This window comes from Rodentibacter trehalosifermentans, assembly GCF_002000545.1.
Lineage (GTDB): Bacteria > Pseudomonadota > Gammaproteobacteria > Enterobacterales > Pasteurellaceae > Rodentibacter > Rodentibacter trehalosifermentans.
Window position 1 is genome coordinate 59,126 of sequence record NZ_MLHL01000031.1, and the last position, 12,217, is coordinate 71,342.

The 12,217-nt window shown below is 41.5% G+C and carries 16 protein-coding genes; 8 read left to right on the forward strand and 8 right to left on the reverse strand.

Features of this window, described 5'->3' with window-relative positions:
- Positions 1-161: 161 nt before the first annotated feature.
- Positions 162-1,073, forward strand: coding sequence for a DUF5672 family protein (locus BKK52_RS06345; protein WP_077474797.1), 912 nt, complete (start codon positions 162-164; stop codon positions 1,071-1,073).
- Between the two features lie 47 nt (positions 1,074-1,120).
- Here BKK52_RS06345 and BKK52_RS06350 read toward each other — a convergent pair whose 3' ends face one another.
- From BKK52_RS06350 to BKK52_RS06380, 7 genes are read right to left on the reverse strand one after another with little or no spacing between them, the layout of a single operon-like run.
- Positions 1,121-1,381, reverse strand: coding sequence for a GNAT family N-acetyltransferase (locus BKK52_RS06350; RefSeq protein ID WP_077420239.1), 261 nt, complete (start codon positions 1,379-1,381; stop codon positions 1,121-1,123).
- Positions 1,378-1,584, reverse strand: coding sequence for a DNA gyrase inhibitor YacG (gene yacG / locus BKK52_RS06355; RefSeq protein WP_077420237.1), 207 nt, complete (start codon positions 1,582-1,584; stop codon positions 1,378-1,380). Before yacG ends, BKK52_RS06350 begins: the two co-directional genes overlap by 4 nt.
- Positions 1,577-2,197, reverse strand: coding sequence for a dephospho-CoA kinase (gene coaE / locus BKK52_RS06360; RefSeq protein ID WP_077420235.1), 621 nt, complete (start codon positions 2,195-2,197; stop codon positions 1,577-1,579). Before coaE ends, yacG begins: the two co-directional genes overlap by 8 nt.
- 9 nt (positions 2,198-2,206) lie before the next feature.
- Positions 2,207-2,896: a prepilin peptidase gene (locus BKK52_RS06365; RefSeq protein ID WP_077478276.1), complete on the reverse strand. Its 690-nt coding sequence runs from the start codon at positions 2,894-2,896 to the stop codon at positions 2,207-2,209.
- A complete protein-coding gene (locus BKK52_RS06370) occupies positions 2,893-4,113 on the reverse strand; it encodes a type II secretion system F family protein (RefSeq protein ID WP_077478278.1) in 1,221 nt (406 codons plus the stop codon). Before BKK52_RS06370 ends, BKK52_RS06365 begins: the two co-directional genes overlap by 4 nt.
- Positions 4,114-5,505: a GspE/PulE family protein gene (locus tag BKK52_RS06375; protein ID WP_370597046.1), complete on the reverse strand. Its 1,392-nt coding sequence runs from the start codon at positions 5,503-5,505 to the stop codon at positions 4,114-4,116.
- Positions 5,505-5,942 (reverse strand): prepilin-type N-terminal cleavage/methylation domain-containing protein, encoded by a 438-nt coding sequence (locus BKK52_RS06380; protein ID WP_077420229.1) that lies wholly within the window; start codon positions 5,940-5,942, stop codon positions 5,505-5,507. The genes BKK52_RS06375 and BKK52_RS06380 overlap by 1 nt, the downstream gene beginning before the upstream one ends.
- A gap of 122 nt (positions 5,943-6,064) precedes the next feature.
- On the opposite strand from BKK52_RS06380, the gene ampD reads away from it, so the two are divergent.
- The 6 genes from ampD (at position 6,065) to tadA (ending at position 10,697) form a co-directional block, all read left to right on the forward strand.
- Positions 6,065-6,634, forward strand: a complete 570-nt coding sequence (ampD, locus tag BKK52_RS06385; RefSeq protein WP_077478280.1) for a 1,6-anhydro-N-acetylmuramyl-L-alanine amidase AmpD — start codon at positions 6,065-6,067, stop codon at positions 6,632-6,634.
- A gap of 509 nt (positions 6,635-7,143) precedes the next feature.
- Complete coding sequence (gene rppH, locus BKK52_RS06390) at positions 7,144-7,716, forward strand: RNA pyrophosphohydrolase (RefSeq protein WP_077478282.1); 573 nt, start codon at positions 7,144-7,146, stop codon at positions 7,714-7,716.
- 3 nt (positions 7,717-7,719) lie between these two features.
- Positions 7,720-8,517, forward strand: coding sequence for a sulfite exporter TauE/SafE family protein (locus tag BKK52_RS06395; protein WP_077478284.1), 798 nt, complete (start codon positions 7,720-7,722; stop codon positions 8,515-8,517).
- 8 nt (positions 8,518-8,525) lie between these two features.
- Positions 8,526-9,329 carry a prolipoprotein diacylglyceryl transferase gene (gene lgt, locus BKK52_RS06400; RefSeq protein WP_370597045.1) on the forward strand — a complete coding sequence of 268 codons (804 nt, stop codon included), beginning with the start codon at positions 8,526-8,528 and terminating at the stop codon, positions 9,327-9,329.
- Between the two features lie 9 nt (positions 9,330-9,338).
- Positions 9,339-10,190 (forward strand): thymidylate synthase, encoded by an 852-nt coding sequence (locus BKK52_RS06405; protein WP_077478285.1) that lies wholly within the window; start codon positions 9,339-9,341, stop codon positions 10,188-10,190.
- A gap of 9 nt (positions 10,191-10,199) precedes the next feature.
- The gene (gene tadA / locus BKK52_RS06410; protein ID WP_256821841.1) at positions 10,200-10,697 is read left to right on the forward strand and encodes a tRNA adenosine(34) deaminase TadA; all 498 of its coding nucleotides are present in this window, start codon (positions 10,200-10,202) and stop codon (positions 10,695-10,697) included.
- Positions 10,698-10,739: 42 nt separating this feature from the next.
- On the opposite strand, the gene BKK52_RS06415 is transcribed toward tadA, so the two are convergent.
- The gene (locus BKK52_RS06415; RefSeq protein ID WP_077414269.1) at positions 10,740-11,177 is read right to left on the reverse strand and encodes a GNAT family N-acetyltransferase; all 438 of its coding nucleotides are present in this window, start codon (positions 11,175-11,177) and stop codon (positions 10,740-10,742) included.
- Positions 11,178-11,342: 165 nt separating this feature from the next.
- Here BKK52_RS06415 and ygiD point away from each other — a divergent pair, with 165 nt between their 5' ends.
- Positions 11,343-12,146 carry a 4,5-DOPA-extradiol-dioxygenase gene (gene ygiD / locus BKK52_RS06420; protein WP_077478287.1) on the forward strand — a complete coding sequence of 268 codons (804 nt, stop codon included), beginning with the start codon at positions 11,343-11,345 and terminating at the stop codon, positions 12,144-12,146.
- Positions 12,147-12,217 lie beyond the last annotated feature (71 nt).

Genomic DNA, 12,217 nt, shown 5'->3' on the forward strand with positions numbered 1-12,217 from the left:
TGAGATGAAAACCAAGAGAGTGAGATGTCGCTATCTTGGTTTTTAATTGGTAAAAGGAGATGAAAAGTAAAAATGGGGCAATATAATGATGGCAGACAGACAGACAGACAGACAGACAGACAGACAGACAGACAGACAGACAAGATAAAACCCTCACCATTGTGAGTGTCACCGGTCATCAAGACTATGCAGAAGGATCTGTCTATGCGATTCTGCGTTCCTATGAAGAATTGCAGAAAAAATTTCCGGTTGATAACTTGAGTTGCTTACTTGTTTGTCCGACAAGACCAGAAAATTTACCGGAATATGTTCGGCACATCGCCTGTAAACCCTTTAGTTATTTAGAATATAATGTCTTTGTTTTATATTCTCTTGATGATTTAATTGAGACCGATTTTGCGTTGATTGTTCAAAATGACGGCTTTGTGCTAAATGGAAATAACTGGCGAGAGGAGTTTTTAGAATACGATTATATTGGTGCACCATTACTTTATATGGGAAGAGCAAAAGAGAATGGTGTCATCGAACCCATCGTAAATTGGGAAGGTTGCCTTCCCTATTATAAATCAGTACCGGATGACGTATTTATTGGGCAAAATGGCGGTTTTTCACTACGTAGTAAAAAATTACTCGGAATGCCACGCAAACTTGATATGAACGTTTTAATATCGCACCCTAAGAAACTAGAGATGGGAAGACAGCCAGTTGCATTGGAATATGATGATCCCAACCATAATGAAGATATTATTTTAACGATTATCTATAGAAAATTGTTGGAAAGCCAAGGGATTCAATTTGCCCCTCCTAAGATTGCAGCCTATTTTGCCGGTGAAAGCGTTGACGCTATCCATTCGACACTTGGGGTTTCTTTGGATGATGTGTTTGGCGTGCATACATTTGGATGTTTAGTATTAACTCATAAAAATGCACTTTATATGCAGAAAAAAATGTGGTTTTATGGCATTGATATTTGCACAAATATTTTGTGTAAATGGTTGAATGATAGCGGGCTTAGCATTGAAGTTCCGTACCACTTTTTTCCGCAAGAAGAATTAGAAAAAGCGGGATGGTAGGGTAAGATTGATTTGCAATGATGAAAGAGAAAGTAATGGGGTAGGAATTAGTTCCTAGCCCATTTTTTTTCGATATAGCTACAAGTCGGATGGAGCTCCAATTGCTTTTCCGTGATGAAAGCAATGAGGGCTTGATAAAGTTTATCGGCGATGCCTTGCCCACGAAGTTGATTTGACACAAAGGTGTGATTGGCGTTGATTCTGTTTTCTGTTTCGTAGAAATAAGTGAGTTCGGCGATTTTTTCACCTTGTTCATTTAAAATAAAAAACTCGCCTCGTTGATTAAGCTCTTGATGTTGAATTTTCATTTTATACTCCATTCTTCGCTTAAATTAGGATCAGTTGCAAAATCAGCGGTATCACTGGGAATAGCTTTTTCTTCTGCCGCCCATTCACCAAGATCGATGAGTTGACAACGCTTGCTACAAAAAGGGCGGAATGGACTTTGAGCGTGCCAAGGCACCGGTTTTCGGCAAATAGGGCAAGGGACTTCAATGATTTCTTCAGACATAGAGAGTTTCTGCTTGTTGTAAATAAAAACGGTGCAATTCTAGCACTTTTTGTTTTAAGTGCGGTAGATTTTCAGCCAGATCTTTATCGTTGTTAATGATATCCGTCGCCCATTTTAACCGTTCTTCCCGGCTTACTTGTGAGTTCATAATTTGTTGAATTTGCTTAAGATTACTTTGATCCCGTTGAGCCGCACGCATAAGTTGGGTTTGGGGCGTGACATCTACCACAAGTACTCGATGGCAGAGTTCGGTGAGATGATTTTCAATCAGTAGCGGCACAACAAAAAGGGTATAGGGGGCAGTTTGGGCGGAAAGTTGTGCCAGCATAGCCTCCCGAATGGCAGGGTGTAATAAACCATTCAGCCAATTTTTTTCCGTTTCATCGGAAAATACCCGTTGGCGTAATGCAGGCCGATTGAGTTCGCCGTTTTCTAATAATATCCCATTGCCAAAATATGCGGCAATTTGTTTCAGTAGCGGCGTTCCTTTCGCAACGACTTTACGTGCGATAACGTCGGCATCCACGATAGGCACGCCAAACTTTGCAAATAAATCGGCAATGGTGCTTTTGCCGCTGCCGATTCCCCCGGTGAGCCCCACAATATAAGTCATAACAACCCCCTATGAAGAATAATTAAGTAGCCATACTACAAAAGTTGAAACACAGAGAAAAGGTGCAAAAGGTAAAAAAGCGTTTCTTTTTTGGCTGATGAGTGCAAATACTATGCCGAGTAAACATGAAATGAGTAGAAAAAACGGAAAATGTTCAAAAGGCAAGTAGCTGCCAAGTCCTAGCGCCAGCCAATAATCCCCTTGACCGAAGGCTTCTTTTTTATAGTGCCATCTCGCTCCCCAATAAATACCATAAAAAACAAGGAAAAAACCAACCGCACTTTGTAGGCTTTCTTCCAGTGTTAAAAATGAAAGGGATTGAGTCGCCCCCATTAGCCCGAGGGCGGTTAGCCATAGGCAAGGCGTGGGAGAAATAAGCTGGTATTGCCAATCCAGATAGGCGATAGCCCAAAGTAAAATCACAGAACTGCCCAACCATAAAGCCAAAAAGGGATTGTCTGTGAGGTTGATTAAACAAGCGAAGAGTATGCCACAAAAGAAAAAATACCCCAAAATATGACCGCACTTTTTTCCTTGAATATCGGCAAAATGGGGTTGAAATAGGGGGGGATGTTGAGGGAATAATTCAATGTAAGTGTGGTAAATATCTCTTTGTAAGCGTTCAATAAAATTTGAAACGTAAAGCCATAATAGGATACCGATTATCCCGCCGAGTAAAAAGGCAGACAATAAGATCATTGCACCACCGAGCCCATATTAAAAATCGGTAAATACATTCCCATCATAATAATACCAATAAGGCTGCCAATAATTACCATCATTAAAGGCTCTAGCATTTGGGAAAGGAGATCAATTTTGTGATTGAGTTTTTCTTGATAGTTTTCGGAAATGTGTTGCAGCATTAAGACAAGTTTGCCACTTTGTTCACCGATTTGGAGCATTTGCTGGGCTTCCATTGGGAAAAGGTGACTACTGACGCTGTCTGAAAAGCGATAGCCTTGTGAAACCCATTGTAAAATTGATCGCACTTCTATGTCGAGAATGCGATCCGTTGTAATGATTTGTTGGGTTTGCCAAGTTTGTGTACGTGGCAGAAAGCTGTTCAATGCTTGATTAAGTGGTATGCCGGCTTGCAACATTATGTATAAACTTTGCGTAAAATTCACTAAACGGGAAAGTTGTTGAATGCGCCCAAAAACAGGCATTGCAGAAATGAAGCGCGCTTTTTGCTGTTGAAACCAAGGGGCGTGTTTCAATTTGACTTGATAAAGCAGGGTGAAGATAACGGATGCTAATATTAGGAGGTGAATATCTTCTTTGAGAAAATTTGATGTGGCGAGCAACACAGCGGTTAACGTGGGGAGCTCGCTATTATTACCTTGGTACATTTCAGCAAATTGTGGCACGATAAAAAGCAAAAGAGCGAGGGTAAGCAATAAAGAAATCCCCAATACCATAGCTGGATAGAGCATAATTTTTTGTAACTTGCGTTGTAAGGTGAGGGAGGCTTGGCGATGTATCGCAATTTTTCCACAGACAATCGCCAGTTTTCCTGTCATTTCCCCCACCTGAATCAATTGAATTTCCTGTTGAGTGAGATATTTACCTTGTTGTTCAATAGATTGAGAAAAGGATAGCCCGGATTCTATAGCCTGTAAAAGCTTTTCTAACCAACTATTTAGGGCAAGCTGAGTACAGTTTTGTTGTAAAATTTGCAAGCTGTTTTTGAGTGGAATAGCAGATTGCAACAGAGTGGCAAGGTGGTTCAATAAGGCACTGATTTCGGCATTTTTCGGTTTACTATTAAGTTGCCAATTTCGTTGTACTTTGATGTTGGTAAGCCCCCGATTCATCAATTGAAATTGAGCTTGTTGGGCGGAATCGGCAATAACCGAGCCTTTTTGCAGCTGTTTTAATACGTTTTGCCCTTGGTAGTAAAAAAGTTTTTTCGCCATTTATGTTATCCCTAGCACCCGACAAATTTCTGCTTCATCGGTGATCCCTTGTTTGATTTTTTCCAACCCGCTTTGACGGAGATCCTCAAAATCAGTTTGGTAGCCGTTTTGATTGTGGTGTAAGAATTGGTAAACACCGATTCGCCCACGATAACCTTGATGACAATCACAAGAACCGTTAGAAAATTGACCGCACTTTTGGCAGCGTTTTCGCACTAACCGTTGTGCAATCACCAATAATAAACTGCTTTCGATTTCGTGTGCCTGAATGCCAAGCTGTTGCAAACGTGAAATAGCGGAAACCGCATCATTCGTGTGCAATGTGGAAAGCACCAAATGCCCGGTTTGCGCCGCCCGTAGTGCCATCATCGCACTTTCTTCATCACGAATTTCACCGAGCATAATAATATCGGGATCCTGCCGTAAAAATGAGCGGAGTAGGCGGCTGAAATCCAACCCAATTTGTGGATTAATTTGACTTTGAATGATCCCTTCCAATTCAATTTCAATGGGATCTTCGGCAGTCATAATGTGTTTATCCGGTGTGTTGAGCCATTGAAGTGCGGTATAAAGTGAGATACTTTTTCCGCTTCCCGTTGGCCCTGTCACCAAAATTAACCCCTGTGGTTGGCTGAGTGCCTGTTGAAAAGCTTGTTGTTGTGATTCTGTCATTCCCAGTTCGGCAAAGCTCAATTCCACCGGTTTATTTTGTTGTGCTCGAAGCACAGCTTTTTCACCCCAATGGGTGGGGAGCGTAGAAAGCCGAAAATCAAGAATATCGGAAAACGTCGTTTTAAATTGAAAACGCCCATCTTGGGGTAATCGGGTTTCGCTGATATCCAGTTTCGCCAAAAGTTTTAGGCGGGAAATGATGCGATTTGCCAAATTTTTACTCAGTGGAGCTTGAGGTTGTAAAACGCCGTCAATTCTAAACCGCACTTGAAAATGGTTTTGCAAGGTTTCGAGATGAATATCCGAGGCATTTTTTTGTAATGCCAGTTCAAAAATACGATTGAGTAACCGGATCACAGGTTCATCATTGTTTTTTTCATCGCTATCTTGCTCTTGCTGGTGATAGAAGCTCACTTGTTCTTCCACTTGTACGGCTTGTGGTGCAAGTTGTTGCAAAAGATCTTTGAGAAGTGCGCTATCAAGTAAAATCGGCTCTACCAATTTTCCACTGAGAAAGGCAATGGTTTCGCAAGCGGAAAGATTGGAAAACGAATCGACCCCTAGCCATAATTGGTTGTTTTCTTCTTTTAGCGGCAGAGCAAAATAGCGTAAAAACATCGATTGTTGCTGTTGGTTACGTGCCCATAAATCAGGAGGGATGATAAAAACCTCACCGTTTTGTGCCGTTATCTTACGCTCATTGCATAACGTGTAATCCATCATCTTGTGCAAAATCCGGCCGGAAATAAACCTGTGTCACCGGTACAGGCGGTTGACCAAGTCACACCTTTTGATTTATCGCCGCTTGCCGTGAGGGTGTAGCCTATCCCATCCAATGTTCCATTACCCGCCACCGTGATTACACCAGCATTGGTACTAATGCTTTTCACATAGCCTTTCGCCGTGGTGATGTCGGCAGCAATACCGTTTGCACCGCCGCTACAATTGGTGGTAACCCCCGTCCCATAAACACAGAGTTCTACATCGGATTTAAACGGTGCGGCGGCTTGTAGCAATTCGGACATCGCTGCCTTTTTGGTATAATTTTGATAAGACGGAATCGCAACGGTGGCGAGAATCGCTATGATGGCTATGACAATCATTAATTCGATGAGGGTGAACCCTTTTTTCAGTTTAGCTTGAGAGATAAGTTTCATTGATTTTCCTTTAAAATGTGGGTTAAGCCAATATTGGCGAGGGCATTGTCTAGAAGGAAAAAAACTTTGTAAAATTGACCGCACTTTTTCTGCGATCCTGATCGTAAAAATAGGAGAAAATCATGAAAAAACAGAAATGTATTGAACAGGGTTGGCTGACAAATTGTCGCCAAATTCCTTCGCCTCATTTTGATGAACGTTTAGATTCGGGCGATATTTCTTTGTTGGTGATTCATTATATTAGCCTCCCCCCGGAACAGTTTGGCGGAGGCTATATTGATGATTTTTTTCAAGGTAAGTTAGATCCCAAGCTTCACCCCTATTTTGAGGAAATTCATCAAATGCGGGTTTCCGCCCATTGTTTGATCGACCGTCAGGGCGTAATTACACAATATGTGAATTTTAATGAGCGGGCATGGCATGCGGGCGTTTCCAGCTTTGAAGGGCGTGAAAAATGTAATGATTTTTCCATTGGCATTGAACTTGAAGGAAGTAATGAACAACCTTTTACCGAGGCACAATACCAATCTTTGCAACGGCTGACGAAATGCATTATGACAGCGTATCCGAAGATTACGCCGGATCGTATTGTCGGGCATGCGGATATTTCACCGGGACGGAAGATCGATCCCGGTCAGTATTTTGATTGGAAACGCTATTTAGACGACATTAATATTCAGACTAAAAAATAAACAGTAAATTTTCTCGTGTTATTCACATTCTGATTATTCCGTGAGATATTTCATAACTAATTGAATTATAAATATTTTTATGATGTTTGAGATTTATCGAACTGATTTGGGCGAAGTTATCCAGTATTATTGATTTTGCTGACCACAATTTTATCCACAGAAACATTGCATAACTTATCGGAGGGCTCAAAGTAGGGGCTTTTTTATAGAGGGCTTTTAAAAAAGAAGGTTTTTTAACCGCACTTTGTTGAAATAAAGTGCGGTTGGTTTTTGCTCCGGATCTTGAGGGCAAAAAATCGCCAATACTGAGAAAAATAAACCGAAAAAAGGATCTTTTTGAGGTTCTACACAATTTTATGGCGGCTTATAAGAAGGTTAATCACAATGTTATCCACAGCGTAAAAATGCAACGGAGAACCACCGCATTTTTGCCCTTCGGTTGATAAAAACGCCAATTTATGAAACAATCCGCAGACTATTTTTATAGAAAAATTTAAGGTAGAACGAGAGTGGTCGATTTTGATGGCTACCGCCCAAATGTGGGAATTGTGATTTGTAATCACAAAAATCAAGTGCTTTGGGCAAAACGTTGTGGGCAAAATTCTTGGCAGTTCCCACAGGGTGGCATTAATGATAATGAAAGTGCCGAGCAAGCGATGTATCGCGAGTTGTATGAAGAGGTGGGATTGCAACCGAAAGATGTACGCATTTTATATATCTCGAAGCACTGGTTACGCTATAAATTACCAAAACGTTTGTTACGTTACGATTCTAAACCGATGTGTATTGGGCAGAAACAACGCTGGTTTTTATTGCGTTTGGTTTCCGATGAAAAAGCGATCAATATGAAAACCACTAAATCACCGGAATTTGATGGTTGGCGTTGGGTTAGCTTTTGGTATCCGGTGCGTCAGGTGGTATCGTTCAAGAGAGATGTATATCGCCGAGTGATGAAAGAATTTGCTATTTTTTTATTTTCTCTTGATAAAAACAAATCGTCTGAGCATTTTCAGGAACGTACTCCAAAATTTATGTCTCATAAACCGAATTATTCAAAACGTCAATTTCATAAAAGGGGATAGGTGATGCTGACTTTTATTGCAATTAGCCTATTAGTTGGCTGTGTTGTCGGGTTTCTTGCCGGGTTATTCGGAATTGGTGGCGGTTTAATCGTTGTACCGGCATTAGTTTATCTTTTACCGATGGTTGGAGTGCCGGAACCCTTGTTGATGTCAACTGCATTGGGAACGTCTTTTGCCACTATTGTGATCACAGGATTTTCTTCGGCACAACGTCATCATCAATTAGGTAATATTGTGTGGGATGCGGTAAAAATTTTGGCTCCCGTGATTATGGTAACGGTCTTTATTTCAGGTTTATTTATTGGCAAATTAGATCGTGACATTACATCAAAATTATTTGCCTGTCTTGTTGTTTATTTAGCCGTAAAAATGGTGGTTTCCATTAAACCGCAGCCTGCGGAATCGACAAAAACACTGACGACAAAATCCTCCGTTATCGGCGGTATTTTAATTGGTATGGCGTCCAGTGTTGCCGGTATTGGCGGTGGCGGTTTTATTGTACCCTTTCTTAACTCACGTGGCATTGATATTAAAAAAGCCATCGGTTCTTCCGCATTTTGCGGGATGTTGCTTGGGGTATCCGGAATGCTGAGCTTTATGGTGAGCGGTTGGGGGAACCCGGCAATGCCGGATTATTCCCTTGGTTATGTTTATTTACCGGCAGTTTTTAGTATCACTGCCACCTCATTTTTTACCTCCAAATTAGGTGCGACCGCCACCGCAAAATTACCGGTGCCTACACTGAAAAAAGGCTTTGCACTCATGTTAGTTGTGATCGCCGTTAATATGTTTCTAAAATAAGGAAAATTATGAATCAATATTTACACCTTCCCTATTTTGATCCCAGCATTTTTACTTTTGGTGATAGCAACATCGGTCTGCGTTGGTATGGCTTGATGTATCTATTAGGTTTTCTTTTTGCCCGCTGGCTAGGGGTTCGCCGGGCAAATCGTCCGAATAGCGGGTGGAGCGTTGAACAGGTAGATAGCCTACTTTTCAATGGTTTTATGGGTGTGTTTTTAGGGGGACGTATCGGTGATGTGTTCTTCTATAATCTTGATCATTTCTTACAAGATCCGCTTTATCTGTTCCGTGTTTGGGAAGGGGGAATGTCTTTCCATGGTGGATTAATCGGTGTGATTGTCGCCATGATTTGGACCTCTTATTCGCAAAAACGTCATTTTTGGCAAACGGCCGATTTTATTGCCCCTTTAATCCCCTTTGGTTTAGGATTAGGACGTATTGGTAACTTTATTAATCTTGAACTCTGGGGGCGTGAAACCGATGTGCCTTGGGCGATGATTTTCCCAAATGATCCGCTTTTATTGCCACGCCACCCTTCACAACTTTATGAAGCCTTTTTAGAAGGCTTGGTGCTATTTGCCATTCTCAATATTTTCATTAAAAAACCACGCCCAATGGGCTCTGTTGCCGGTTTATTTTTGATAGGCTATGGCGTGTTCCGCTTTATCGTGGAATATGTACGAGAGCCGGAAGTCGAATCTTTCCTTGGCATAATGACCCGTGGTCAAGCCTTGTGTTTACCGATGATTATTGGTGGTGCATTGATTATGTGGTGGGCTTACACACGCAAAAGTGCGGTCAAAAATTAAGGCGTTTTTATGAAACAATATCTCGAACTTTGTCAGCGTATTATTAATGAAGGCGAATGGATCGCCAATGAACGCACGGGCAAACGCTGCTTAACCGTGATTAATGCGGATTTGGAATATGATGTGGCAAATAACCAATTTCCCCTTATCACCACCCGAAAAAGCTATTGGAAAGCCGCTATTGCCGAGTTTTTAGGCTATATTCGGGGTTATGATAATGCGGCGGATTTTCGCAAACTCGGCACCAAAACTTGGGATGCCAATGCCAATGAAAATGCAGCGTGGCTTGCTAATCCTCATCGTAAAGACACTGATGATATGGGGCGGGTTTATGGTGTTCAGGGGAGAGCCTGGCGTAAACCAAACGGTGAAACAGTAGATCAACTTCGCAAAATTGTGAACAATCTCACTCGAGGAATTGATGATCGGGGCGAGATCATGACATTTTTTAACCCGGGGGAAATTGATTTAGGTTGTTTGCGTCCTTGTATGCACACGCACACCTTCTCGCTTGTGGGCGATACCTTGCACCTCACCAGTTACCAACGTTCTTGTGATGTTCCACTCGGGTTGAATTTTAACCAAATTCAAGTGTTTACCTTCTTAGCCTTAATGGCACAAATCACCGGAAAGAAAGCGGGCAAAGCGTTTCACAAAATTATTAATGCGCATATTTATGAAGATCAACTGGCGCTCATGCGTGATGTGCAATTAAAACGTGAGCCTTTCCCTCTGCCAAAATTGGAGATTAATCCTGATATTAAAACTCTCGAAGATTTAGAAACTTGGGTCACCATGGATGATTTCAAAGTGATTGGCTATCAATCCCACGAAGCGATTAAATATCCTTTCTCTGTATAAGGTAAAAAAGTGCGCTCGGATTTGGATGAGAAATTTATGCGCCATGCCCTGAGCTTGGCGGATAAAGCCGAAGCCTTAGGTGAAATTCCCGTGGGGGCGGTGCTGGTGGACCGCGAAGGGAATATCCTCGGGGAAGGTTGGAATCTCTCCATTATTGAAAACGACCCGACTGCCCATGCGGAGATTGTCGCATTACGCCATGCGGCAAAAAAGATAAAAAACTATCGTCTGCTGAATACCACCCTATATGTGACGCTCGAACCCTGCACCATGTGTGCCGGTGCAATATTACACAGCCGAATTCAACGTTTGGTGTTTGGGGCATCAGATTATAAAACCGGCGCAGTAGGTTCCCGTTTCCACTTTTTTGATGATTATCAAATGAACCATAAGGTTGAAATCACAGGCGGCGTGCTGGCACAAGAGTGCGGTGAAAAATTAAGTGCTTTTTTTCGTAAAAGACGGGCGGAGAAGAAAGCGGAAAAATTCGAAAAACAAGAAATATAGTTTAATATCAAAACACACAAGGCTTATTTGCCGGGCAATATTTTAAGCCTGTTTCACTAATTCCATATCCAAATGCGGTATCCCATCTTCCAAATAGACTGCTGAAATCGCTTTAAATCCGAAGGATTGATAAAAATTTTGTAAATATTCTTGGGCTTGAATATGAACCTTTTTATCAGGGAAATAAACCTTAATCGTATTTAAAATTTGTTCAACTAATTTACGTCCCCAACCCTCTTGGCGGGCGGATTGCACCACCAGAACTCGTCCAAAATGCACGGTATTTTTTTCAGGAATAATCCGTGCATAAGCCAAAATCTGATCGTTTTCCAAATAAAACAAATGAAGTGAAATGAGATCCTTATCATCGACTTCGGGATAGGCACATTGTTGTTCAACAACGAAAATTTCCGTACGCACTTTATAAATTAAAAATAGTTCATAAGTGCTTAATTCTTCAAATTTTTTGCATAGCCACATAAAAGAATTTCGTCAAAATATTGCTTTTGGTGAGAAAAATACTAAGGAGACGATAGTATCATTATTAACCAAAAGTAAAAACACTTCTTCCAATTTCTCGCTTTATTCCCAATTTGATTACGTCCATAATGGATTTATTTGAACATTCCGACTTTAGGAGGACACATGAGCAATAAAATGCCAGCATTATTTGTTGGGCATGGCAACCCAATGAATGCGATTGAATCGAATAATCCTTTTAACCAAAATTTCGCACAAGTGGCGGCTTCCTTTGAGAAACCAAAAGCCATTTTGTGCATTTCGGCACATTGGTTTAGTGATCGATTGCAAGTGACGGGGAGTGCTAATCCACCGATGATTTACGATTTTTATGGTTTTCCCGATGCCTTGAGCCAAATTAACTACCCGGCTCCGGGCAGTGCGGAATTAGTGGCGAGAGTGCAAACATTATTGCAAAACGAAGAATTGCATATCAATCCGACACGTGGTTTTGATCACGGCGCTTGGGCGGTATTAATGCACCTTTATCCGCAAGCGGATGTGCCGGTGGTGCAGTTAAGTTTAGATCGTAGCAAATCAGCACAATGGCATTTTGATTTGGCAAAAAAACTTGCACCTTTGCGTGAGGAAGGCGTGCTTATTTTAGGCAGTGGCGATATTGTGCATAACCTTTCCGTAATGAGTCACGAACACATTAATACGATAGGGGCTGCGTATGATTGGGCATTAACATTCCGTGATCAAATTAACCAAGCGGTGGTGGAAAATAACCTTGATGCTTTGGTAAATTTCGAGCAGTTTGGCGAGCCGGCGAGCTTATCCGTTCCAACACCCGAACATTATTTGCCTTTGCTTTATGTGATGGCATTGCGTGAAGATATTGATGATGTGGTGATTTTCAATGATGTATTGGTAGGTGGTTCGGTGAGTATGACTTCGGTTTTAGTCGGGAATAGCGGATTAAATTAATGGCATATACCCTATCGTAAATGGTTTACAGACCATTATCATTATACTATCATCTTGCCTTGCCTTGCCTT